The sequence below is a fragment of the Stenotrophomonas sp. LMG 10879 genome (genome assembly GCF_002750935.1).
In the GTDB taxonomy this organism is placed as follows: Bacteria; Pseudomonadota; Gammaproteobacteria; order Xanthomonadales; family Xanthomonadaceae; genus Stenotrophomonas; species Stenotrophomonas lactitubi_B.
Map to the genome: position 1 here is coordinate 107,105 of NZ_PEJT01000007.1, position 24,416 is coordinate 131,520.

At 67.8% G+C, this 24,416-nt stretch carries 21 protein-coding genes, 1 other RNA gene and 1 pseudogene; 6 read left to right on the forward strand and 17 right to left on the reverse strand.

Annotated elements, in window-relative coordinates:
* Positions 1 to 154 precede the first annotated feature (154 nt).
* The 14 genes and pseudogenes from ftsZ to mraZ form a co-directional block, all read right to left on the reverse strand.
* Positions 155 to 1,390, reverse strand: coding sequence for a cell division protein FtsZ (ftsZ, locus tag CR919_RS12580; RefSeq protein WP_025876577.1), 1,236 nt, complete (start codon positions 1,388 to 1,390; stop codon positions 155 to 157).
* A 161-nt stretch (positions 1,391 to 1,551) separates the two neighbouring features.
* On the reverse strand, positions 1,552 to 2,787 hold the full coding sequence (gene ftsA, locus CR919_RS12585; RefSeq protein WP_025876580.1) for a cell division protein FtsA: 1,236 nt from the start codon (positions 2,785 to 2,787) through the stop codon (positions 1,552 to 1,554).
* Positions 2,788 to 2,855: 68 nt separating this feature from the next.
* A pseudogene (locus tag CR919_RS12590) lies at positions 2,856 to 3,533 on the reverse strand (cell division protein FtsQ/DivIB); the annotation flags it as partial.
* Entirely contained in the window at positions 3,530 to 4,492 is a 963-nt protein-coding gene (locus tag CR919_RS12595) for a D-alanine--D-alanine ligase (RefSeq protein WP_099820297.1), read from the reverse strand. The pseudogene CR919_RS12590 and the gene CR919_RS12595, both read right to left, overlap by 4 nt.
* On the reverse strand, positions 4,489 to 5,925 hold the full coding sequence (gene murC / locus CR919_RS12600) for a UDP-N-acetylmuramate--L-alanine ligase (protein WP_099820298.1): 1,437 nt from the start codon (positions 5,923 to 5,925) through the stop codon (positions 4,489 to 4,491). The genes CR919_RS12595 and murC overlap by 4 nt, the downstream gene beginning before the upstream one ends.
* Before the next feature lie 40 nt (positions 5,926 to 5,965).
* On the reverse strand, positions 5,966 to 7,054 hold the full coding sequence (gene murG, locus CR919_RS12605) for an undecaprenyldiphospho-muramoylpentapeptide beta-N-acetylglucosaminyltransferase (RefSeq protein ID WP_099820299.1): 1,089 nt from the start codon (positions 7,052 to 7,054) through the stop codon (positions 5,966 to 5,968).
* Positions 7,051 to 8,370: a putative lipid II flippase FtsW gene (ftsW, locus tag CR919_RS12610; protein ID WP_099820300.1), complete on the reverse strand. Its 1,320-nt coding sequence runs from the start codon at positions 8,368 to 8,370 to the stop codon at positions 7,051 to 7,053. Before ftsW ends, murG begins: the two co-directional genes overlap by 4 nt.
* The gene (gene mraY, locus CR919_RS12615) at positions 8,370 to 9,455 is read right to left on the reverse strand and encodes a phospho-N-acetylmuramoyl-pentapeptide-transferase (protein WP_025876592.1); all 1,086 of its coding nucleotides are present in this window, start codon (positions 9,453 to 9,455) and stop codon (positions 8,370 to 8,372) included. The genes ftsW and mraY overlap by 1 nt, the downstream gene beginning before the upstream one ends.
* The gene (murF, locus tag CR919_RS12620) at positions 9,445 to 10,839 is read right to left on the reverse strand and encodes a UDP-N-acetylmuramoyl-tripeptide--D-alanyl-D-alanine ligase (protein WP_099820301.1); all 1,395 of its coding nucleotides are present in this window, start codon (positions 10,837 to 10,839) and stop codon (positions 9,445 to 9,447) included. The genes mraY and murF overlap by 11 nt, the downstream gene beginning before the upstream one ends.
* Entirely contained in the window at positions 10,836 to 12,395 is a 1,560-nt protein-coding gene (locus CR919_RS12625; protein WP_243380126.1) for a UDP-N-acetylmuramoyl-L-alanyl-D-glutamate--2,6-diaminopimelate ligase, read from the reverse strand. Before CR919_RS12625 ends, murF begins: the two co-directional genes overlap by 4 nt.
* On the reverse strand, positions 12,392 to 14,236 hold the full coding sequence (locus CR919_RS12630) for a penicillin-binding protein 2 (protein ID WP_099820302.1): 1,845 nt from the start codon (positions 14,234 to 14,236) through the stop codon (positions 12,392 to 12,394). Before CR919_RS12630 ends, CR919_RS12625 begins: the two co-directional genes overlap by 4 nt.
* Complete coding sequence (ftsL, locus tag CR919_RS12635) at positions 14,233 to 14,496, reverse strand: cell division protein FtsL (protein WP_025876599.1); 264 nt, start codon at positions 14,494 to 14,496, stop codon at positions 14,233 to 14,235. The genes CR919_RS12630 and ftsL overlap by 4 nt, the downstream gene beginning before the upstream one ends.
* On the reverse strand, positions 14,493 to 15,461 hold the full coding sequence (gene rsmH, locus CR919_RS12640) for a 16S rRNA (cytosine(1402)-N(4))-methyltransferase RsmH (RefSeq protein WP_025876600.1): 969 nt from the start codon (positions 15,459 to 15,461) through the stop codon (positions 14,493 to 14,495). The genes ftsL and rsmH overlap by 4 nt, the downstream gene beginning before the upstream one ends.
* A 14-nt stretch (positions 15,462 to 15,475) precedes the next feature.
* Positions 15,476 to 15,922, reverse strand: a complete 447-nt coding sequence (gene mraZ / locus CR919_RS12645) for a division/cell wall cluster transcriptional repressor MraZ (protein WP_025876601.1) — start codon at positions 15,920 to 15,922, stop codon at positions 15,476 to 15,478.
* Between the two features lie 324 nt (positions 15,923 to 16,246).
* Between mraZ and CR919_RS12650 the strand changes: the two genes are divergently transcribed.
* Complete coding sequence (locus CR919_RS12650; protein ID WP_099820303.1) at positions 16,247 to 17,023, forward strand: NRDE family protein; 777 nt, start codon at positions 16,247 to 16,249, stop codon at positions 17,021 to 17,023.
* 251 nt (positions 17,024 to 17,274) lie between these two features.
* Positions 17,275 to 17,745, forward strand: coding sequence for a DM13 domain-containing protein (locus CR919_RS12655; RefSeq protein ID WP_099820304.1), 471 nt, complete (start codon positions 17,275 to 17,277; stop codon positions 17,743 to 17,745).
* 102 nt (positions 17,746 to 17,847) lie between these two features.
* Here the strand turns inward: CR919_RS12655 and rnpB are convergent.
* The 3 genes from rnpB to rsmI all read right to left on the reverse strand — a co-directional run bounded on the left by rnpB (position 17,848) and on the right by rsmI (position 20,106).
* Positions 17,848 to 18,199, reverse strand: an RNA gene (rnpB, locus tag CR919_RS12660) — RNase P RNA component class A.
* Positions 18,200 to 18,314: 115 nt separating this feature from the next.
* Complete coding sequence (locus tag CR919_RS12665; protein ID WP_165787270.1) at positions 18,315 to 19,082, reverse strand: PDZ domain-containing protein; 768 nt, start codon at positions 19,080 to 19,082, stop codon at positions 18,315 to 18,317.
* 205 nt (positions 19,083 to 19,287) lie between these two features.
* Positions 19,288 to 20,106, reverse strand: coding sequence for a 16S rRNA (cytidine(1402)-2'-O)-methyltransferase (gene rsmI / locus CR919_RS12670; protein ID WP_099820306.1), 819 nt, complete (start codon positions 20,104 to 20,106; stop codon positions 19,288 to 19,290).
* Between the two features lie 81 nt (positions 20,107 to 20,187).
* On the opposite strand from rsmI, the gene CR919_RS12675 reads away from it, so the two are divergent.
* The 4 genes from CR919_RS12675 (at position 20,188) to CR919_RS12690 (ending at position 24,341) form a co-directional block, all read left to right on the forward strand.
* Positions 20,188 to 21,909 (forward strand): penicillin-binding protein activator, encoded by a 1,722-nt coding sequence (locus CR919_RS12675; protein WP_099820413.1) that lies wholly within the window; start codon positions 20,188 to 20,190, stop codon positions 21,907 to 21,909.
* Complete coding sequence (locus tag CR919_RS12680; protein WP_099820307.1) at positions 21,875 to 22,267, forward strand: YraN family protein; 393 nt, start codon at positions 21,875 to 21,877, stop codon at positions 22,265 to 22,267. The genes CR919_RS12675 and CR919_RS12680 overlap by 35 nt, the downstream gene beginning before the upstream one ends.
* A gap of 110 nt (positions 22,268 to 22,377) precedes the next feature.
* Positions 22,378 to 22,959, forward strand: coding sequence for a metal-dependent hydrolase (locus CR919_RS12685; RefSeq protein ID WP_099820308.1), 582 nt, complete (start codon positions 22,378 to 22,380; stop codon positions 22,957 to 22,959).
* A complete protein-coding gene (locus tag CR919_RS12690; RefSeq protein WP_099820309.1) occupies positions 22,956 to 24,341 on the forward strand; it encodes an FAD-linked oxidase C-terminal domain-containing protein in 1,386 nt (461 codons plus the stop codon). Before CR919_RS12685 ends, CR919_RS12690 begins: the two co-directional genes overlap by 4 nt.
* Positions 24,342 to 24,416 lie beyond the last annotated feature (75 nt).

Genomic DNA, 24,416 nt, shown 5'->3' on the forward strand with positions numbered 1-24,416 from the left:
GGGTCCCCTACCCCGACTGAAACGCCGGCAGGACACACCGGCGCGCCGGTAGGACGCGCGTGAAGCAGGGCGGCCGGGCCCATCCTGGCCCGGCGCCCGCGTTTTCAGGACATGGTGGCGCAACCCGGGGGGGACAAGCCCCGGGCAGCGTCGATCAGTCCGCCTGGCGGCGCAGGAACGCCGGGATGTCCAGGTAATCGTTCGGCAGTTCCGCCGCGGCCGGGGCCGAGGAGGCCGGAGCCGACGGGGTGGAAGCTGCCACGCTGTCGCTGCTGGCCCGACGCAGGCCCAGGCCCATGCCGCCGACGGCCTTGGACACGGCATCGCCGCCGTTGTCGAACTCGCCGAACTCCGGCTGGCCGGTGGTGGCGTTGCGGACCAGCTTGATCGGTGCACGCTCGCCCGGACGCTGGGTCTTGCTGGCCGAGACGCGGTTCAGACCCGTGGCGACCACGGTCACGCGCACTTCGTCCTGCATGTCCGGATCGAGCACGGTACCCACCACCACGGTCGCGTCTTCCGAAGCGAAGCCGTCGATGGTGCGGCCGATCTCGTCGAACTCGGCCATGGTGAAGTCGGCACCGGCGGTGATGTTGACCAGGATGCCGTTGGCGCCGGCCAGGTTCACATCGTCCAGCAGCGGGTTCTGGATGGCCGACTCGGCCGCGGCCTGCGCGCGGTCATCGCCGCGGGCGGTACCGGTGCCCATCATCGCCAGGCCCATTTCGGACATGACGGTGCGCACGTCGGCGAAGTCGACGTTGATCAGGCCTGGACGCACGATCAGGTCGGCGATGCCCTGCACGGCGCCCTGCAGCACGTCGTTGGCGGCACGGAAGGCCTGGATCATGGTCGCGTTGCGACCCAGCACGGTGATCAGCTTCTCGTTGGGGATGGTGATCAACGAGTCGCAGTGCTGGCTCAGTTCTTCGATGCCCTTCAGCGCGACCTGCATGCGGCGACGGCCTTCGAACGGGAACGGCTTGGTGACCACGGCCACGGTCAGGATGCCCATCTCCTTGGCCAGCTGTGCCACCACCGGCGCCGCGCCGGTACCGGTGCCACCGCCCATGCCAGCGGTGATGAACACCATGTCCGCGCCCTGCAGCGCGTCCATGATGCGCTCACGGTCTTCCAGCGCAGCCTGGCGGCCGACTTCCGGGTTCGCGCCTGCGCCCAGGCCCTTGGTGACATTGGTACCCAGCTGCAGCTGCAGCTTGGCACCACAATTCTTGATGGCCTGCGAGTCGGTGTTGGCGGTGATGAATTCCACGCCATCCACCGCCGAGTTGACCATGTGCGCCACGGCATTGCCGCCGCCGCCGCCCACGCCAACCACCTTGATCACCGCATTGGGTGCCATCTTTTCGATCAGTTCAAAATGCGCCATGTCCGTGTCCTCGTTGTATCCGCTTTCGATTGCATGGGCCTTCGGGCGTCCTGCCTTCGTGCTGCATGCCGTCGTTGCGGCTGTGTGGGTTATGTGTTGCCGGTGTTGCGTCGTGTTGCCGGTGTTGCAACCGGGCGAGCCCGGGTAGTGCAGGTTCCGCGTCAGAATTCGCCGCGGAACCAGGTCTTCAGTTTCTTGAACATGCTTCCGGCGCGACCGGTCGGCAGCGACGGCCGGCGCGGATGCTCGATCTGGCTGCCCATCAGCAGCAGGCCCACGCCGGTGGCATGCACCGGGTTGCCCACCACTTCGCCCAGCCCGGTGACGTGCTGCGGAATGCCCACGCGCACCGGCATCTGCAGCATTTCCTCGGCCAGTTCGACCACGCCTTCCATCTTCGAGGCACCACCGGTCAGCACCATGCCGGCGCGTACCAGTTCCTCGAAGCCGGAGCGGCGCAGTTCGGCCTGCACCATTTCGAAGATCTCTTCGTAGCGGCCCTGCACGGCCTGCGCCAGCGCGTGGCGCGGCATGCGGCGCGGCGGACGATCACCGACCGACGGCACCTGGATGCTTTCCTCGGCGGTGGCCAGCTGGGCCAGGGCACACGCGTAGCGCACCTTGATCTGCTCGGCTTCCGGGGTCGGCGTACGCAGCATGTGCGCGATGTCGTTGGTCACGTGGTCGCCGGCGATCGGCAGCGAGGCGGTGTGGCAGATCGCGCCCTGCACGAACACCGCGATGTCGGTGGTGCCGGCGCCCATGTCGACCAGCACCACGCCCAGCTCGCGCTCGTCGGCGGTCAGCACCGCCACGCTGGAGGCCAGCGAGGACAGCACCAGGTCGTCCACCTGCAGGCCGCAGCGCTGCACGCACTTGCTGATGTTGGCGGCGGCCGACTGCGCGCACACCACCAGGTGCGCATGCACCTCCAGGCGCACGCCGGTCATGCCGACGGGGTTGCGGATGCCTTCCTGCGAATCATCCAGCACGTACTCGCGCGGGATCGCATGCAGGATCTTCTGGTCGGCCGGGATCGCCACGGCCTTGGCCGCATCAAGCACGCGATCCAGGTCGCCCCAGGTCACTTCGCCGTCGCGGATCGGCACGATGCCGGGCGAGTTCTTGCACTGCACGTGGTTGCCGGAGATGGAGGCATACACCGAGCGGATCTCGCAGCCGGCCATCAGCTCGGCTTCTTCGACCGCACGCTGGATCGACTGCACGGTCGATTCGATATCCACCACCACGCCGCGCTTGAGACCGCGCGACTCGTGCGAGCCGATGCCGATCACTTCGATCGGGTTGCCCGGCGAATACTCGCCCACCAGCGCCACCACCTTGGAGGTGCCGATATCCAGGCCGACGATCAGCGATTTGTCACCCTTGCGATTCATGTTCTTTCCTGCGTCCTTCGTGCCGGGGTGCCCGGTGCATTGGCGGGGGCGGCCGGAGTGCCCCAGCTCAGCGTGAAACCATTGGTATATCGGAGGTCGGCGCGCTCGATCGGCGCGGCCTGGTTGGCCAGCTGCGGCAGCACGCGCACGAAGCGCTGCAGGCGCGAACGCGCATCGTCGCGGCCGACCACCACTTCAGTGCCGTTGCTCAGCAGCAGCGACCAGCTGCCGCGCGCGTCCATGGTCAGCCGGCGCACATCGACGCCAGCCGGCGCGAACAGCGCGCGCGAATCGTTGTAGAGCTTGACCACTTCCTCGGTCTGGCTGTCCGGGCCGTCCAGCTCGGGCAGCTGCAGGTCGGCCAGTTTCTTCGGCGTGGGGAACAGCTTGCCCTGCTCGGACAGCAGGCGACCTTCGCCCCAGCGCGCGAACGGCTTGTGCTCGACCAGCGTCACTTCCAGCACGTCCGGCCACTGCTTGCGCACCTGCGCGCTTTCCACCCACGGCAGTTTTTCCAGTGCGTCCTGCGCATCCTGCAGCTTCACCGCGAAGAAGCCGGCATGTGCATACGGCAGCAGCACCTGCTGCAGCTGTTCCGGCGGTACCCGCTTGAACTCACCGTGCACGCGCAGCTTCGCCAGCGGCCAGCGCTCGGCGCCGACCCAGCCATTGACCACGGCCACCACCGGCAGTGCAACCACCGACAGCGCCAACAGCCAGACGAAGATGCGCAGCACCGCGTTCATGCGTGCGATGCCTCCAGGGTCTGTTCCAGCACGCGCCACACCAGCTCTTCGAAGCTGATGCCGGCCTGCCCGGCCGCCTTGGGCACCAGCGAGTGGCTGGTCATGCCCGGCGCGGTGTTCACTTCCAGCAGGAAGAAGCGGCCGCTGGTGCGGTCACGCATCACATCGACGCGACCCCAGCCACGGCAACCTGCGGCGCGGAAGGCAGCCAGCGCGATGCGGCGGATCTCTGCTTCGTCCTCACCGTCCAGGCCCGGGCACAGGTACTGGGTGTCTTCGGCGATGTACTTGGCGTTGTAGTCGTACCACTGACCCTTGGGCACGATGCGGATCGACGGCAGCGCGACATCGCCGAGGATGGCAACGGTCAGCTCGTCACCCACCACCATCTGTTCCATCAGCAGCTGGCCGTCGTAGCGCGCGGCCAGGGCCACCGCTTCGTCCAGGCCGGCGTCGTCGGTGACCCGGCTGATGCCCACGCTGGAGCCTTCATTGGCCGGCTTGACCACCACCGGCAGGCCGAGCTCGGCGGCCAGCGCGTGCACCGTGGAGGCATCGACCTTCCGATACTGCGGGGTCGGCAGGCCCAGCGACAGCCACACCTGCTTGGTGCGGATCTTGTCCATGCTCAATGCCGAGCCCAGCACGTTGGAACCGGTGTAGGGCACGCCGAAGGCATCCATCAGGCCCTGCACGATGCCGTCCTCACCACCACCGTTGTGCCCGTGCAGGATGTTGAACACGCGATCGATGCCGCCAGCCGCCAGCGCCTTGGCCAGCGCCGGAATGCCATCGATGGCGACCGCATCGACGCCGCGCGACTGCAGTGCTTCCAGTACGTTGCGGCCCGAATCCAGCGACACTTCGCGTTCACTGGAGCTGCCACCGAGCAGCACGGCGACGCGGCCGAACACGGCCGGGTCGGTGCTGCGCAGCGGCGGGAAGGTCAGCGTGCTCACGCCTCGCCCTCCGCCTTGAAGCCTTCGACGGCAATGTGGCTGGCGACGGCGCCGATGTCGCCGGCACCCATCATCAGCAGCAGATCACCGTCCTGCAGCACGTCCGGCAGCACGGTGGCCAGCTCGGATGCCTTGCCCACGACCACCGGTTCGCTGCGGCCGCGCGCGCGGATGGCGCGGGCCAGCGCATGCGAATCGGCACCAGCGATCGGCTCTTCACCGGCCGGATAGACCTCGCTCAGCACCAGTGCATCGACGCTCGACAGCACCGCGGCGAACTTGTCGAACTGATCGCGGGTACGGCTGTAGCGGTGCGGCTGGAAGGCCACCACCAGGCGCTTGTCGGCCCAGCCGCCACGGGCAGCGGCGAACACCGCTTCCAGCTCGCTCGGATGGTGACCGTAGTCGTCGATGATGCGGACCTTTGCACCAGTGGCGGTGGTCACTTCGCCCAGATCGTTGAAGCGGCGACCGACGCCCGCGAAGCTGGCCAGCGCACGCGCGATCGTGTCCGGAGACACGCCCAGCTGCCAACCCACCGCCGCCGCAGCCAGCGCGTTGAGCACGTTGTGCTTGCCCGGCAGCGCCAGCACCACTTCCTGGCTGGTGCCCTGCGGCAGGCGCAGGGTGAAGCGCATGCGCGAACCTTCCTGCACCACGTTCTCGGCGCGCACGTCGGCCTGCGGGCTCATGCCGTAGCTCATCACGTGGCGCGGGGTCTTGGCGGCCAGTGCGGCCACTTCCGGATCGTCGATGCACAGCACCGCCAGGCCGTAGAACGGCAGGCGCTGCAGGAACTCGGCGAATGCCGCCTGCACGCGGGCGAAGTCGTTGCCGTAGTTCTCCAGATGATCGGAATCGATGTTGGTGATGATCGACATCAACGGGTTCAGGCGCAGGAAGCTGCCATCGCTCTCGTCGGCCTCGGCCACCAGCCACTGGCCACCGCCGAGCTTGGCGTTGGCACCGGCTGCCAGCAGCTGGCCACCGATCACGAAGGTCGGGTCCAGCCCGCCTTCGCTCAGCACCGCAGCGGTCAGGCTGGTGGTGGTGGTCTTGCCATGGGTACCGGCCACGGCGATGCCGCGGCGGAAGCGCATCAGTTCGGCCAGCATCGCCGCGCGCGGCATGATCGGGATGCGCTGGCTGCGCGCTTCCATCAGCTCCGGGTTGTCCTCGCGGATCGCGCTGGAGACCACCACGCAGTCGGTGCCCAGCACGTTGGCAGCGGAATGGCCGCGCATGATGCGCGCGCCCAGGCCGGCCAGGCGGCGGGTGGCAGTGTTGTCGGCGTTGTCCGAACCGGACACTTCGTAGCCCAGCGTCAGCATCACTTCGGCGATGCCGCTCATGCCGGTGCCACCGATGCCGACGAAATGCACGCGCGGGAACGCGCGCACCAGATCGTTGGTGTCATGCAGGCGGCGGATCATGCGCGGCCTCGCGCAGGGCAGGCGCTGGAGCGTGCCTTCTTCATACAGCTTCCTCGAGAATGATATCGGCGATGCGCTCGGCGGCATCGACCTTGGCCAGGGCACGCGCGGCTTGCGCCATCTGCATGCGGCGGGCGGGATTTTCGGACAGATCACGCAGCAGCGCGGCAATGCCGTCTGCCAGCGTTTCATCCTGCTTCAGCAACACGGCCGCGTCGCGCTCGACCAGATACTCCGCATTGCGGGTCTGATGATCGTCGACGGCGGCGGGGAATGGCACCAGCACACTACCAACGCCGACCGCACAGAGTTCGGCCAGCGTGGACGCGCCGGAACGGCACACCACCAGGTCGGCCCAGGCAAAGGCTTCAGCCATGTCGGCGATGAACGGCGTCACGTCGCCCGGCACGCCCGCCTTGGCATAGGCCTCGACCGCTTCGGCATGCAGCTTCTCGCCGCTCTGGTGACGCACCACCACCGGCACCTGCGCACCGAGCGCGGCCAGTGCCTGCGGCACACCACTGTTGAGCGCGCGAGCACCCTGGCTGCCGCCCAGCACAAGCAGGCGCAGCGGACCGCTGCGATCGGCCAGCCGCTGTTGCGGCGGCGCGACCGCGGCAATTTCGGCGCGCACCGGGTTGCCCACGAATTCCTCGCGTGCAGCGAAGGTGCCCGGGAACCCGGTCAGCAGGCGGCGCGCGTAGCGCGACAGGATGCGGTTGGTCAGGCCCGGCGCGCGGTTCTGTTCGTGCACGATCAGCGGCAGGCCGTGCAGGCGTGCGGCCATGCCACCGGGGCCGGAGGCGAAGCCACCAAAGGCGACCACCGCACGCGGCTGGCGATCACGGATGATCAGGCCGGCGGCACGCAGCGCGCGCATCAGGCGCCACGGCGCGGCCAGCAGGGCCAGCTTGCCCTTGCCACGCAGACCAGTGATGGCCAGCGTATCGATGCGGATGTCGTGCTGCGGAACCAGACGGGTTTCCATGGCGCCATCAGCACCCATCCAGGTGACCGGCACGCCACGCGCGCGCAGCACGCGGGCCACGGCCAGGCCCGGGAAGATGTGCCCGCCGGTACCACCGGCCAGGATCATCACCGGCCGGGCGTTGTTCTGGACCGCGCTCATCCGAGCCTCCCGAAGGTAGGTTCGACGCGCGACTGAAGGCGGCTGGTGCCGCGCACGGCAGCCGACTCGGCAGCGGCCGGCTCCGCGGCCATCGGCACCTTCTTCGCCACCGGTGCGGCTGGCGCCTCGGCCGGAGCCGGGCCAGCAACGTCGTCGGCGGCGCCCATGCGCACGGCCTGGCGGCGCTCGGCACGCTTCAGCTCATACGACACGCGCAGCAGCAGGCCCATCGCCACGCAGGTCATCAGCACCGACGAACCGCCCGACGAGATCAGCGGCAGGGTCAGGCCCTTGGTCGGCAGGATGCCCAGGTTCACGCCGATCGAGACGAAGGTCTGCATGCTGATCCACAGGCCGATGCCGAAGGCGATGTAGCCGGAGAAGTGGCGCTTCATTTCCACGCAGCGCATGCCCAGCCAGAACGTGCGGCCGACCAGCAGCGCATACAGGGCCACGATGGTGCAGGTGCCGAGGAAACCGAATTCCTCGGCGGTGACCGAGAAGATGAAGTCGGTGTGCGCCTCGGGCAGGTAGTACAGCTTCTGCACCGAGTTGCCCAGGCCGACGCCGGTCCACTCGCCACGGCCCACCGCCATCAGCGCGTTGGACAGCTGGTAGCCGTCGCCCTGCTGGTCGGCCCACGGGTCGAGGAAGGAGGTGATGCGGCGCATGCGGTACGGCTCGATGATCGCCAGCGCGCTCATGCCCACCAGGCCGATCACCACCGGCATCGACATGCGCGGCATGTTCACCCCGCCCAGCACCAGCATGCCGGCGGTGATCGCCAGCAGCAGGGTGGACGAACCGAAGTCGGGCTGCAGCAGCAGCAGTACCACCAGCGCACCGGCCACGCCCAGCGGCTTGAGCATCGCCGGCCAGGTGGCGTTGACCTCGTCGCGGAAGCGCACCAGGTAACTGGACAGCCAGACGATGTAGAGCACCTTCACCGCTTCGACCGTCTGGAACTTGGAGATGCCCAGGTTGATCCAGCGGCGGGCGCCGTTGACGCTGCTGCCCAGGCCGGGGACGAACACCACCACCAGCAGCGCGAAGCAGCCCAGCAGCAGCATCTGGTTGTACTGCTCGATGGTCTTCAGCTCGGTGCGCGCGGCCATGATCGCCAGCACGATGCCGACCGCCAGGAAGATCAGGTGGCGGTTGAGGTAGTAGAACGGGCTGCTCATCAACGCGATCGAACTGGACGCGACCATCACCACGCCCAGCCCGGTGAGCGCGATCATCGCGCCGAGCAGCCACTTGTCGTAGCTGCCACCGATGGCCTCAAGGCGTGTTGCCTGGTGCGACAGGTCATTCATCAGCGTACCTTCAACGTGGCCAGGCCAATCAGCACCAGCACGACGGAGATGATCCAGAAGCGCACGATCACGCGCGGCTCCGGCCAGCCCTTCAGCTCGAAGTGGTGGTGGATCGGCGCCATGCGGAACACGCGCTTGCCGGTCAGCTTGAACGAGGCGACCTGGATCATCACCGACAGCGTTTCGATGACGAACACGCCGCCCATGATCACCAGCACCAGTTCCTGGCGGGTGATCACCGCGATGGTGCCCAGCACCGCGCCCAGCGACAGCGCGCCGATATCGCCCATGAACACCATGGCCGGATAGGTGTTGAACCAGAGGAAGCCCAGCCCTGCACCAGCGATTGCCGCGCAGATGATGACCAGCTCACCGGCGCCCGGAATCTGCGGGATCTGCAGGTAGTTGGCGAACACGGCGTTGCCCGAGGCATAGGCGAACACGCCCAGCGCGCAGGCCACCAGCACGGTCGGCATGATCGCCAGCCCATCCAGGCCGTCGGTCAGGTTGACCGCGTTGGAGAAGCCGACGATCCAGAAATAGGCGATGGCCACGAAGCCGATGCCGGCCAGCGGCAGCGCCACCGACTTGAACATCGGGATATAGAAGGTCAGCGCCGCCGGCACGTCGGCGGTCTGGAACAGGAAGATGCCCGCGGCCAGGCCGAAGATCGACTGCAACAGGTACTTCCAGCGCGACTTCAGGCCGTTCGGGTCGCGGCGGACGATCTTGATCCAGTCGTCGTACCAGCCGATGGCACCGAAGCACAGCATCACCGCCAGCACCAGCCACACGTAGCGGTTGCGCAGGTCGGCCCACATCAGCACCGACAGGGTGACGGTGAGCAGGATCAGCGAACCGCCCATGGTCGGCGTACCGGCCTTGGAGAAATGGGTCTGCGGACCATCGGTCCGGATCGGCTGGCCGCCCTTGAACTGGGCAAGCTTGCGGATCATCGCCGGGCCGAGCCACAGCGACAGGAACAGCGCCGTCAACGCGGCAAGGATGGCGCGGAACGTCTGGTAGTTGAACAGCCCGAACAGGCTCTCCAACTGCTGCAACCATCGAGCCAGTTCATACAACATGCGGGGATTCCTCTCCTTGCGCCAGCAGCGCTTTGACAATCGTGTCCATGGCGCTGCCACGGGAACCCTTGACCAGGCAGCGCACGCCGGCGTGCAGCTCGTCCTTCAGCGCCTGCGACAGCGCGTCATGGGTGGTGAAATGACGTCCGCCCTCGCCAAACGCGGCGGCAGCGGCAGCGCTGAGCGGACCCAGCGCATACAGGCGCTTGAGGCCGGCGGCACGCGCGCGGAGACCCGCCTGTGCATGCAGCGCCTCGGCATCGGGGCCGAGTTCGCGCATGTCGCCCAGCACCAGCCAGCCCTCTTCCGGTGCGGCGGCCAGTGCGTCGATGGCGGCGGCCAGCGAACCGGGGTTGGCGTTGTAGCTGTCGTCCACCAGCACCGCGCCGTTGTGCAGCTGATGGGCGATCTGGCGGCCCGGCACCGGCTGCGCTTCGGCCAGGCCGGTGGCGACCAGTGACAGTTCGATGCCGGCGGCAAGCGCCAGGCTGGCGGCGGCCAGTGCATTGCTGATGTTGTGGCGACCCGGCAGACCCAGCACCACGCCCGCCTCGCCCATCGGCGTGACCAGGGTGAAGCGGCTGCCCTGCGCACCGGCGCGGATGTCGCGCGCGGTGACGTCGGCGGTGTGTTCCAGGCCATAGCGCAGCACCCGGCAACGTGCCGGGGTACCGATGAAATGCTGTTCGAACCAGCGCCCGTAGGCGTCGTCGACATTGATCACCGCCACGCCATCGGCCGGCAGTGCGGCGTAGATCGCGCCCTTGGTCACGGCCACGCCGAGCAGGCTGCCCATCCGCTCCAGGTGGGCCGGGGCGATATTGTTGACCAGGGCATAGCGCGGGCGCGCGATGTCGGTCAGGTAAGCGATGTCGCCCGGCTTGCCGGCGCCCATCTCGTAGACGGCATAGTCGGCATCTTCCGGTGCGTCGATCACTGCCAGCGGCAGGCCGATCTCGTTGTTGCGGTTGCCCGGGTTGGCGTAGACCACCTTGTGCGCGTGCTGGGCCACCTGCTGCAGGATCGCCAGCAGCAGGCTCTTGACGCTGGTCTTGCCGTTGCTGCCGGTGATGGCGAACAGTTCGGTGGCACGGTCGCGCTGCATGCCGGCGGCGATCTTCGCCAGCGCGCGCTCGCTGTCGGCCACCAGCACCTGCGGCAGGTCCAGCGGCAGCAGGCGCTCGACCAGCAGCGCGCTGGCGCCTCGTGCCTGCGCATCAGCGGCGAAGTCATGGCCGTCGAAGCGTTCGCCACGCAGCGCCACATACAGGCTGCCCGGGCCAAGGCTGCGGGTATCGTTGCTGATGGCGTCGATGGCCACGTCGTCGCCGTGGATCTCGCCACCGGCCCAGTGGGCGATCAGCGAAAGCAGGGTGCGCTTCATGCCGCGCCCTCCCCGGCCTGCGGGCCCTCTTCCGCGTCCTGCGGCCGGGCCACTAGCGCATCCATGCGCGTCGCTGCTAGAACGCCGGTCTTGGCGGCCAGTGCCGCGGCGGCCACTTCGGTGTCGTCGAAGTCATGGCGCACGCCATTCACTTCCTGGTACGGCTCATGGCCCTTGCCGGCAATCAGGATGATGTCGCCGGCACCGGCGCGCTTCACCGCCAGGCCGATCGCACGCGCGCGGTTGCGCTGCACGGTCACGGTGGAGGCGTCTGCGAATCCGGCCAGGATGTCGGCCACGATCACGTCGCCATCTTCGCCACGCGGGTTGTCGTCGGTGACGATGACCTGGTTGGCCAGACGTTCGGCAATCGCAGCCATCTGCGGACGCTTGCCGGTATCGCGCTCGCCGCCACAGCCGAACACGCAGAACAGCGTGCCCTGCAGGTGGCCGTGCAGGCTGTCCAGTGCCTGTTCCAGCGCGTCTGGGGTGTGTGCGTAGTCGACCACCACGGTCGGCAGGCCGTCTTCGCCGCCGAGTCGGTTCATGCGGCCACGGATCGGCTGCAGCGCCGACAGCACCTCGGCAATGCGCGGCAGCGGATGGCCCAGCGCATGCAGGCTGCCGGCCACGGCCAGCAGGTTGTCCACGTTGAAGCGGCCCAGCAGCGGCGACTGCACCGCAGCGCGCTGGCCGTCGATGATCAGCTCGAAACCGATGCCGCGGCCATCCAGCTGCAGCGCGTCGGCGCGCACGCTGGCGCCGTCGGCACCGCGCGAGCTCAGGCCGATGGCCTGCACGCCCGCCGGCAGGCCGGCGAACAGCTCGCGACCGAACGCATCGTCAAGATTGATCACCGCGGCCTTCAGGCCCGGGCGGTGGAACAACCGCGCCTTGGCCGCGCCGTAGCTGGCCATGTCGCCGTGGTAATCGAGGTGATCGCGGGTGAGATTGGTGAACACCGCCACGTCGTAGTGCACGGCATCCACGCGGCCCTGGTCCAGCGCGTGCGAGCTGACTTCCATCGCCACCGCACGCGCGCCGTCGTCGCGCAGCTGTGCCAGCAGCGCATGCATCTGCAGCACCAGCGGGGTGGTGAAACCGGTCGGCTCGACCGCACCATAAAGTCCGGCGCCCAACGTGCCGATACTGCCACTGGGCGTACCGAGCAGGTGCCAGGCCTGGGCCAGCAGCTGCACGGTGGAGGTCTTGCCGTTGGTACCGGTCACGCCAACCATGGTCATCGCCCGCGAAGGCGCGCCATGGAACTGGTCGGCCATCGCACCCAAGCGCGCACGCAGGTCCGGCACGGCGATGGCATCGGCCGGTGCAGGCAGTTCGGCGGGCGCCGGTGCTTCGAACAGGATGGCGCCGGCACCGGCTGCGCGCGCCTGCTCGACAAAGCCCAGGCCATGCGCGCCGAAACCGGCGATGGCGACGAAGGCATTGCCGGGGCGCACGGCACGGCTGTCCAGCACCAGGCCGGTCAGAACGGGATCATGGCCCGCCAGGGCCACGTCCGGAAGCAACTGCGAAAGCAACATCGAAGGGCTCATTGCGTGCCTCCCGTAGCGGGTGGCACATGGGATTGCGCGCTGGGCAGCGCGGCATCGAATTCAGCGGCGGCATCCGCCGGCAGTGCGGCTTCAGCTGGCGGCACCGGCAGCACCGAGGCCGAATGGCCGATCTTTCCGGACTGCTGGGCAGCCAGCCACGACTGCAGGTCGTCCAGCGGCACGTCCATCAGGCGCAGGGTGCCTTCCATCACGTTGTGATAGACCGGCGCCGACACCAGGCCGCCGTAGAACTTGCCGCCCTGCGGGTCGTTGATGACGATGACGGTGGCAAACCGCGGATTGGTGGCCGGCACCACGCCGGCGAACAGCGCGTTGTAGTGGCCACGCTCGTAACCACCGGGGCCGGTCTTGCGCGCGGTACCGGTCTTGCCGGCCACGCGATAGCCCAGCACCGCCGCCTGCTTGGCGCCGCCCTGGGTGACCACCGTTTCCATCATCGCCACCACCTGCTTGGCGACGTTCTCGTCGATGATCTGATGTGCCTCGTTGCGCTGGCCCTTGACGAACGTCGGCGCGATCAACTTGCCGCCGTTGGCCAGCGCCGAATAGGCGGTGGCGATCTGCAGCGGCGTGACATTCAGGCCATAGCCGTAGGACATGGTGGTCTTGGTGGCACCGTCCCAGTTGGCCGGGCGACGCACTACGCCGCCGGATTCACCCGGGAAACCACTGTGCGGCACCGAGCCGTAGCCGAAGCGGCGCACCCCATCGTAGAACACCTGGTCCGGCATCTTCGCCGCGACCTTTGCCGCACCGATGTTGGAACTGCGGGTGATCACGCCGGTGACGTTCAGCACGCCGTTGTTGCGCGGCACATCGCGGATGGTGAAGCGGGCTACCTGCATGTAACCCGGGTTGGTGTCGATCACGGTGTCTTTGGTCACGACCCCGGCCTGCAGCGCCGTGGCGATGGTCAGCGGCTTCATCGTCGAACCCGGCTCGACCAGATCGGTCACCGCACGGTTGCGGCGCGTGTCCGGCACCGCGCCGTTGAGCGAATTCGGGTTGTAGGTCGGCAGGTTGACCATGGCCAGGATCTCGCCGGTGGTCACGTCCATGATCACCATCGAGCCGCCGGCCGCCTTGTTGGCCACCAGCGCATTGCGCAGTTCCTTGAAGGCCAGGTACTGGATGCGGCGGTCGATGCTGAGAGTCAGGTCCTTGCCCGGCTCGGCGGCACGCAGCAGATCGCTTTCGACGGTTTCGCCCTTGCGGTTGCGGATCACCCGCTTGCCGCCGGGCTTGCCACGCAGCCATTCGTCGAACGCCAGCTCCAGACCTTCCTGGCCGCGGTCGTCGATGTTGGTGAAGCCCAGCACGTGCGCCATCGCTTCACCCTGCGGGTAGAAGCGGCGGAACTCGCGCTGTGCTGCCACGCCCGGAATCTTCAGCGCGACCACGCGCTCTGCCTCGTCCGGATTGATCCGGCGGCGCAGGTACATGAATTCCTTGTCCGACTTCTGCGACAGGCGGCTGCTCAGCTCGTCCACCGACATGCCCACGGCCTGCGCCAGCTCGGGAATGCGCTCGGGCGAACGCAGCAGGTCCTGCGGGTTGACCCAGATCGAGGCGACCGGCGTGGACACGGCCAACGGCTCGCCGTTGCGGTCGGTGATCATGCCGCGCGAAGTCTTGATCGGCAGTTCGCGCAGGTAGCGCGCTTCGCCCTGGCGCTGGTAGAAGTCGCTGTTGATGATCTGCACGTAGGCGGCACGACCGACCAGCGACACCGAGCACAGGCCAAGTGCCAGGGCCACCCAGCGCAGGCGCTGGCGCAGGTTGAAGGCGTTGCGGGGACGGTTGCGGCCGGTCTTGCTCATGGGCGCACCACCACGACGTCGGCGGCCTCGGGGAACTTCATGCCGAGCTTTTCGCGGGCGATGCTGTCCACGCGGTTGGCTTCGGCCAGGGTCGCCTGCTCCAGCTGCAGGCGGCCGAATTCGATGTTCAGGTCATCGCGCGCGCGCTCGGCGCGCGACAGCTCGATGAACGTCTGCCGGTGACGGTGACGCACGAACACGACGCCGATCGCCGAGGCCACGGTGCAGGCCAACAGGATGATCAGCAGCAGCCGGCTCATGCATCGGCCTCCCGCTTCTGGGCCACACGCAGCACGGCGCTGCGGGCGCGCGGGTTCATCGCCAGCTCTTCGTCGGTCGCCTTGATGGCGCCACCGATCAGGTCCAGCGTCGGCACGAATGCCTGCGCTTCGGGCAGCCGGCGGTTGGCCGGCGGCGCCTTGGCCAGGCGGTTCATGTACTGCTTGACGATGCGGTCTTCCAGCGAGTGGAAGCTGATCACCGCCAGGCGGCCACCGGGCTTGAGTCGCTCCACCGCCGCATCGAGCCCGGCTTCCAGATCGGCCAGTTCGCGGTTGATGTGGATGCGGATGGCCTGGAAGCTGCGCGTGGCCGGGTGGATCTTGTCCTTGCCACGCGGCATCACCGAGGCGATCAGCTCGGCCAGTTCGGCGGTGCGGGTGAACGGCTGCTTCTCACGGCGGGCCACGATGGCGCGGGCGATGCGCCGGCTCTGCCGCTCTTCGCCGTAGGTCCACAGCACGTCGGCGATCTCACGATCTTCCACGCGGTTGATCCACTGCGCAGCGCTTTCGCCACTGTCCGGGTCCATGCGCATGTCCAGCGGGCCGTCCTTGCCGAAGCTGAAGCCACGTTCGGCCACGTCCAGCTGCGGCGAGGACACGCCAAGGTCGAACAGCACGCCGTCCAGGCCTTCGGCGGTCTCGTTCCACTGCAGCAGCTGGGCGAAGCTGCCGCGGAAGATCGACACGCGCGGGTCCGGCGCGAAATCGCGCTCGGCAACGGCAATGGCTTCCGGATCCTTGTCCATGACCAGCAGGCGTCCCTCGGGACCGAGCTGGGTGAGCACGCCACGTGCATGACCGCCACGACCGAACGTGCCATCCAGATAACGTCCGTTTTCGATCACCCTCAGGCCTTCCAGGACCTGGGTGTACAGGACCGGCAGATGCACCGCCGGCGACTGCGACACCGGAAGGTGACCGGTCTGCGCTTCTGGGCGCATCCGGGCACCCCGGCTCACAACTTCAGGTCGAGCAACCCATCACCCAGATCCTCATCAGACAACGTCTGCTGGATCAGGGCCCGATGCGCCTGCTCGCTCCACAATTCGAATTTGTCGCCCATACCGAGCAATACCGCCTTCTTCTCAATGCCCACCGCACCGCGGTGGCTGGCGGGAATGCTGATGCGACCGTTGCCGTCCAGCTCCAGGTGGGCGGCTGAACCGACCAGCTTCTGCTGCAGCAGACGTACGACGCGCTGTGTGTTGGGTTTGGACATGACGTCGTCGCGTACCCGCTCCCATTCCGACTCGGCATACAGCCACAGGCAGCCGGACTCGAAGGGGTTGTAGGTCAATACGAGACGGTTGTTGCTGACGCGCGCAACCAGGTCGCGGTGAGCGGTGGGAACCGCCATGCGTCCTTTGTCGTCAACTGTGATGGCCGTCTCGCCCTGGAACACGACGCCTGCACCTTATCCTTCGCCCGGTGAAACATTGAACCACGAAAATCCACAAAACACCCGGATTTCCCTCTGATGCCCACCTTAGCAGCGGCCCAAGGGTTGTCAACAACTTTTCAGCAGGGAAATCGCCAGCCGCATCAATGGCTTGCGCCAATGTTTAGAGAGTTGTTCAAGGTTTATCCACAAGTTGCTGATCCGTCTCAATTTTTGAGATTGAACGGAAGTTCAGGGGTGTGGAGGGCGCGTGAAACATGGCCTGCGCATTCATCCAGAACGGGCCGAAAGCGACGCCGCTCTGCGCAAACCGGGCACAATGGCCCCATGTGCCTGCTTGCTCTTGGCTGGTTGCACCATCCGCGCTGGCGGTTGGTCATGGCCGGCAACCGTGATGAGTTCCACGCCCGCCCCACCGCGGCCCTGGCCCCCTGGCAGGATGAGACGTCCGTCATCGGCGGGCGCGACCTGCGCTCCGGCGGCGGCTGGGCCGGCGTCGGTGCCGGCGGCCGGATGGCGGTGGTGACCAACGTCCGCGATCCGCAGGCGTCCCAGACCGGGCCGTCACGTGGCGCCCTGGTGGCCGACTACCTGCGTGGCCGCGATCCGGCGGGTACGCATATAGAACGTCTGGCCGGAATCTCCGCTGCCTACGCACCGTTCAACCTGCTGCTGGCCGATGGCCACAGCCTGGAATACCTGGGCAACCACCCGGCCGAACGGCAGACCCTTGGCCCTGGCGTACATGGCATGTCAAATGGCGCTATCGACGCGCCCTGGCCGAAGACCCGACGGTTGATGGACTCGCTTTCCGCTTGGCTGGAACAGGACGGGGTCAGATCCCTTTCCCAAGCGGAAAGGGATCTGACCCCACTGTGGAACGCCCTGGCCGACGAACACCGCCCGGCCGACAGCGACCTGCCCGATACCGGCATCGGCCTGGAGCGCGAACGCTGGCTCAGCCCCGCCTTCATCCGCGGCGACGATTACGGCACCCGCGCCAGCACCGTGCTGCTGATTGACGCGAACGGCCACGGCGAAATCCACGAGCGCCGCTTTGGACCGCAGGGTGTACCCAGCGGGCAGAGTCACGTCATTTTCTGACCGGAAGGGTGGTGCCAGCGCTCGGCGTGTCGTGTTCTGCATCGAATGAGCCGTTGGCGGAACAGACCAAACGCGTCATTCAGCGTCCGGGCGCGACCAATACCCGCCTCTGCCACAAGGGCTGCAGCACCACAGGCACCCCGCTGTGCCCTTTTCGCCATCGGCACTGTGTCTATAAATGTCGCCCTCAGCCTCCCAAGGTGGTCCTGCCCGGCGCCCTGCCGCGCGATCCACACCCACAAGGAGGCCCCGTGCGCCGCATCCTCATCCTGCTCGCCACCCACGTACTCACCCTCGGCCTTGGCTTCGGCCTGGGCGTGTATTTCCTGCCCATCCTGATCGCGCCCGACGACCCGCCGGTCGAGCAGGTACAGACCGCGATGGCCGACGCCACCTATCGCACCACCTTCCGTCGCGACCTCAAAGGCAGCGACGCGGTGCATTGGGCCGAGGGCAAGGTCAGCGTCAGCGCCCGCCAGGTCGCCTTCGACGGCAAGATGGGTCCCGGTCCGGACTACAAGGTGTATCTGGTCCACGACTTCGTCGACAACAAGGCCGATTTCCTGAAGATCAAGGACAAGGCCCAGCGCATCGGCGAGGTCAAGACCTTCAACCGCTTCCTGGTGGAGGTGCCGGACAACGTGGACGTGGATGAGTTCACCACCGTGGTGGTGTGGTGCGAGCGCTTCTCGCAGTTCATTTCCGCCGGGCAGTACCGCTGACCGCAACGGGGTCGGATCCCTTTCCGCAGGAAAGGGCTCTGACCCCGAAATCCCAAGCCGGTAGTTCCACGCCATGCGTGGATGGCTGTGGATGGAATGAAGGGGCGGAGCCGGCCGATAAGCCGGGTTCTGTCGTGGACAGTCATTCCTCTAGGCGTTACGTCGCCGCAACGCTCAAGCAACCTACCCGGATCCAACGCGGGCCGCGCCAATGGATCCCTATTTGGTCTTGCTCCAGGTGGGGTTTGCCGTACCGGTCTGTTGCCAGACTCGCGGTGCGCTCTTACCGCACCATTTCACCCTTACCGGCCTTCCGAAGAAGACGTAGGCGGTATCTTTCTGTTGCACTTTCCGTCGGCTTGCGCCGCCCAGGCGTTACCTGGCACCTTGCCCTATGGAGCCCGGACTTTCCTCGGCACCCCCGAAGGGATGACGCGACTGTCTGGCCGACTCCGCCGCGCGCATTCTACCGCACGCGCGCCTGCCCTGCCGGGTTGATCGCGGCGCGCGGTTCATCCGCCCCGGCAGTAGCGCCACGCCATGCCTGGCTGCACAGCGCCCCCGCAGGCTCAACGCGCCTGCGCGGGCGCCAGCAACGCCGCCCGCGATTCCAGCACCATCGCGATATCCAGTTCCTGCGACGACGCCCCGGTTGCCAGAGCCAACGCCGTGCGGCGCACCTTCAGTTGTATGCGGTCACCCGGCGCGTATGCGCGAAGGACCTGTTCGATGCCGTAGGTCGTTGCCACGGCGGTGCCCTGCACCGACAGCACCACATCATTGGCGCGCAGACCGGCCCGCTCGGCGTTGCTGCCGCTGAGCACGTGATTGACCAGCGTGCCTCCCGCCATTCCCAGCCCCAACGCCGGACGCAAGGCATCGGCGCGATCATCGACAGCGCCGTTGGCAGAGCGCGACATCTCGGTGTGGGCAAGCAGGCGCCCCTCCAGCCGTTCATCGAAATACGGGGCCTGCAAGGCAAACCCGCCACATTCCAGCACGCCACGCAGCGGCGGCTGTTTGTAGCTGCCGTGAAGCGTTTGACGCAGCTGCGTCCACTGCTGGGCGCTGACATACCGGTGCTGGCTGGCTGCCATCTGCTGGTAGGCCTGCTCGATTTCTTCGCGCGCGGAAGGATCCACCTGCGGGCACCCCTCGGCCAGGTCCACTGCTTCCCGCGCCGCCGTGTAGATGACCATCGCGTGGTTGCCTTCCACATACGGCCCCTGCTGCAGCTGCACCAGGCCAGGATCGAACAGCGCATAGCCGATGAAGCCAGGCTCCAGATCGGCGGGATGGAGCGCCTCGCCTGCCCAGGCGTGGGCAGAAACCGCCATGGCCAACACCAGTGAAAATCCTTTTGCCGACATCGTTTTCGTCCTTGTCTGCGGTTTCTTCATCCACGCATGGCGTGGATCTACTGCACATCGGGCTTTCTTCATCCACGCATGGCGTGGATCTACCGTGCACGCGCAATGGCGTGGATCTACCCGCACCGCAGTAGAGCCACGCCATGCGTGGCTGCGATTCACCCAACCCCGATCAACTGCCGTACAACGCCTTGCGCGGTGCACCGGTCAACTCGGCCGCCAGCTTGGCCGCGGTCGACGGCGGCAGGTGCTCGCTCAGCTTGGCGTAGACCTGGCGGCCATGGGCCAGCTGCGCCTCGGCATCATCACCAGCGCCCTGCACCATCACCACGAACTCGCCCTTGCGCTGGTTGTCGTCCGCTTCCACCTGCGCCAGCAGCCCGGCCAGGTCGCCGTCCAGCACGGTCTCGAACAGTTTGGTCAGCTCACGCGCCAGCACGGCCGGGCGCTCGCCGCCAAAGATCGCCGCCATGTCGGCCAGGGATTCGGCAATGCGGTGCGAGGATTCGTAGAACACCATCGTGCGCACTTCGCCGGCCAACCCCTGCAGGCGGTCGCGGCGGCCGCTGGCCTTGGCCGGCAGGAAGCCTTCAAAGGTGAAGCGGTCGCTGGGCAGGCCGGCCACGCTGAGCGCGGCAATGGCAGCGCAGGCGCCGGGAATCGGGCTGACCTTGATGCCGGCCGCGCGCGCCGCACGGACCAGGCGGAAGCCCGGATCGCTGACCAGCGGGGTGCCGGCATCGCTGACCAGCGCCAGCGACTCGCCCGCCTGCAGGCGCGCCACCAGGCGCTGGGCCAGGGCCTCTTCGTTGTGCTCATGCAGGGCCACCAGCGGTTGCTGGATGCCGAAATGGGACAGCAGCTGGCCGCTGCGGCGGGTGTCCTCGGCGCAGATGGCCGCCACCGAACGCAGCACTTCCTGCGCGCGCGGGCTCAGATCGGCCAGGTTGCCGATCGGCGTGGCGACGACATACAGGGTTGGGACACTCATTTCAGCGGTACTCACGGGGCAAGGGTAGAATCCTAGCGTGTACCTGGCCAAGGCCGCTGCCCTCATCGCATGGACCCGATCATGAACAAGCCCGCCGCACGCATCTCTGCCCTGTCGCTGTCGTTGATGCTGCTGGCCGGTTGTGCCACCACCAGCCTCGTCAGCGCGCCCGAATCGCCGGCCCAGAGCCAGGCGCTGGCGCTGATCGAACAAGGCAAGCCGCGCGACGCCGCCCTGCAACTGGAAGCGCTGGCCGCCACCCTGCGGGGTGGTGCCCGCAGCAACGCCCTGGCCGATGCGGCCTGGGCCTGGCACCTGGCCGGCGACAGCGCCCGCGCGCGCAGTCTGCTGGGCCAGGTGACCGCCCGCCAGGTGAACGGTGCCAGCCTGCAGCGTTACCAGCTGGCCAGTGCCGAGCTGGCGCTGGCCGACAAGCAACCGGCGCAGGCGCTGGCCCTGCTGAAGGATCATGGCGACAACGTGCACCCCAGCCTGCGCACGCGCTGGTCCCTGGCCCGCGCCAATGCCCTGCAGGCCACCGGCGATGCCTTCGGCGCCGCCACCGAACGCGCCCGTGCACATGCCGGTCTGACCGGTGCCGCGCGCAGCGAGAACCAGGCCGCGATCTCCGGCCTGCTTGGCACCCTCGACGATGCCACCCTGCGCAGCCGCGCCGCCGCCTTGCCGGCCAATGACCCGCTGTACAACTTTGCCGGCCGTGCGCTGATCGCGCGTGGCCTGCCGCTGCCGCGCCCGTTCGATCGCGATGGCGCCGCCCAGTTCGACACCAGCAAGCGCCCGCCGGCGATGAGCGATGGCTACCGACCGCCGGCCAAGCTGGCGGTGCTGCTGCCGCTCAGCGGCCGCCTGGCCACCGCCGCGCAGCCGGTGCGCGATGGCCTGCTCAGCGCCTACTACGGTGAAACCCGCCGTCGTCCGGAGGTCAACTTCTTCGACACCGCCGGTACCCCGGCCGGTGCGCTGGCCGCGTATGACAAGGCCGTGGCCTCCGGTGCCGACTTCGTGGTCGGCCCGCTCGGCCGTGACGAAGTGGATGCCGTGTATGGCCGCCAGCAGCTGCCGGTGCCGGTGCTGGGCCTGAACCGCGGCAAGGATGCGCCGCCGGCCGGCAGTGCCGGTTTCTCGCTGGCGCCGGAAGACGACGGCATCGTCGCCGCCGAATACATGCGTGGCCGCGAGCGCAGCAAGGCGCTGGTGATCAACAGCAGCGACGACACCGGCCGCCGCGCCGCTGCCGCGTTCGCACAGCGCTTTGCCCAGCGCGGCGGCAGCGTCGCCGCCACCATCGCTGTCAGCGAAACGGTGGGGGATGTCAGCGCGCAGGTGCGCAACGCCGGCGCGGTCGATGCGGTGTTCCTGGCCGTACGTGCACCGCAGGCCCGCCTGCTGGCGCCGCAGCTGGCGCTGGCCGGTGCCGGTGGTGCCACCCGCGTGGGTACGTCGCAGCTGACCACCGGCAGCGGCAAGGTCGAAGAAGACGTAGCGCTGGACGGCATCATCTACCCGAATGAAGCCTGGAACGTGCGCAGCGTGTCCGGCGTGCCGTCCGCTGCCCAGGTCGCGCAGACCCTGCCCAGCGCGCGCGGTGCGGCCAGCCGCCTATTCGCCTTCGGCGCCGATGCGTGGAAGATCAGTGCCTACCTGGACAAGCTGGCCACCGAAGGCGGCCTGGACGGCGCCACCGGCACGCTGTACCTGGACAGCAACGGCAACATCCTGCGCCAGCCGGCATGGTCGACCTTCAGCGGTGGCCGGCCGATGCCGATCGCCGGTGGTCGCTGAGCACCTGCAACGTGGCTCGGCGGTGGAAACCGCCGCCGAGCAGCATCTGCAGCAGGCCGGGTTGCAGCCGCGCGCACGCAACGTGCGTTATCGCGGCGGTGAACTGGACCTGGTGATGGATGACGCCGGCACCGTGGTCTTCGTGGAAGTGCGCTATCGCGCGCGACAGGACTTCGGTGGCGGCGCGGCCTCGGTCGATGTTCGCAAGTGCAGGCGTTTGGCCCATGCCGCCCTGCTGTATCTGCAGGACCATCCTGCCTTGGCCGATGCGCCCTGCCGTTTCGATGTGGTGGAAGCCAGTGGTGATCCGCCGCAGCTGAAGTGGCTGCGCGACGCCTTCCGGCTGGACGACTGCTGATGTGTACCGTCCGCTTTGGTAGAGGCCGACCTTGGTCGGCGCTTCTGTGCCAACCAAGGTTGGCACCTACCAGAGCGCAGCCTGGCCGGCACTACCATGGGGCGTGACTGATGCCATCGATCATCACCCATGCGGCCGTGCCGCTGGCGCTGTGGTGCGCGGCTGATCGCGGCCGCATTCCACCGCGCCTGCTGGCCGCCGGTGTGATCGCGTCAATGCTGCCCGACGCGGATGTACTGGCCTTCGCCCTGCACATTCCCTATGCCGATGCGTTCGGCCATCGCGGTGCCAGCCATTCGCTGGTGTTTGCTGGCGTGCTGGCCGCGTTGGCCGCCGTGTTGGCGTTCTTTGGTAGTCGCCGACCTTGGTCGGCGGGTTTGTGCCAACCAAGGTTGGCATCTACCGTTCAAGCGGCGACGTTCGTCTTCGTCTGCGCCGCCAGCCATCCGCTGCTGGATGCGATGACCTCCGGCGGGCTGGGCGTCGCCCTGGCCTGGCCGTGGAGCGAACACCGCTTCTTCGCGCCGTGGCGGCCGATCCGCGTTTCGCCCTTCGCCCCCCAGTTCTTCAGCGCGCGCGGCCTGGCCACGCTGCTGTCGGAACTGCGTTGGGTGTGGCTGCCGCTGGTCGGCGCCGTTGTTGCGTGGAAACTGATTCAACCCGCCCCTGCTGCCCCACGAGATCCGTCATGAGTACTGCCCTGCCCGCTGCATTGATTGCCGAACTGTCCGCCCTGCTGGGTGCCGATGGCTGGCGCATGGATGACGGCGCGCTGGAGGCGAACGCGCAGGACAACTCCTGGCGCCACCAACGTCCGATGGCTGTGGCACTGCCGGCAGATATCGAACAGGTACAGGCGCTGGTGCGCGCCTGCCGCACGCACGGCGTGGCACTGGTTGCGCGTGGCGCCGGCACCGGCACCACCGGCGCGGCCGTTCCATTGCCCGGCAGCATCGTGCTGTCGTTCACCCGCATGGACCGCATCGTCGAGATTCGTGCCGGTGACCGCTGCGCCGTGGTGCAGCCAGGCGTACTCAATGGAACGCTGCAGCAGGCGCTGGCACCGCACGGCCTGTTCTGGGCACCGGACCCGTCCAGCGCGGAGATCTGCAGCATCGGCGGCAACCTGGCCTGCAATGCCGGCGGCCCGCGCGCGGTGAAGTACGGCACCAGCCGCGACAACGTGCTGGGCCTGGTGGCGGTCACCGGCACCGGTGAGGTGATCCGCTGCGGCGGCGCGTATACCAAGGATGCCACCGGCTACGACCTCACCCATCTGCTGGTGGGCAGCGAAGGCACGCTGGCGCTGATCGTGGAAGCCACCCTCAAGCTGACCCCGTTGCCGGTCAGCCAGGCGGGCCTGCGCGTGCTGTACCGCGACGCCGATGCGGCCGCCGCTGCCGTATCGCGGCTGATGTCGCAGCCGGTGGTGCCCACGCGATTGGAATTCATGGACGCACGCAGCCTGCAGCTGCTGCGCCTCAACGGTGCCGACGTGCCGGAGGCTGGTGCGATGCTGCTGGTCGAGGCCGACGGCGACCACGACACCCTGCCCTACCTGCTGCAGGCGCTGGCCACCGCCGCCGAGGGCGACGGCATGATCGAACTGGACGTGGCGATGGAAGGCCGCGCGCGCGACCAGCTGTGGGCCGCACGCAAGGCGCTGTCGCCCGCACTGCGCAGCGTCGCCCCGGGCAAGATCAACGAAGACGTGGTGGTGCCGGTGTCGCGCATTCCGGAACTCGTCTCCGGCGTGCAGGCATTGGCGCGCGAGTACGCGCTGACCATCGTCACCTTCGGCCATGCCGGCAACGGCAACCTGCACGTCAACATCCTCTACCACCCGGACGACGCCGACGAGAACGCACGCGCACATGCCGCGCTGCCGAAGATCTTCGAACTGACGCTGGCGCTGGGTGGCACGTTGTCCGGCGAACACGGGATTGGATTGGCCAAGCGCGATTTCATGGCGCAGGCATTCACCCCGGCGACGCTGGCGGCGATGCGCGCGATCAAGCACGCACTGGACCCGGACGGAATTCTCAACCCAGGCAAAGTGCTGCCGCCGGTGTGACAGCCGCCGGGCGTGGCCCGGCGCTACCGATTGCGCGGGGTCGGATCCCATCGCAACGGCGATGGGCTCTGACCC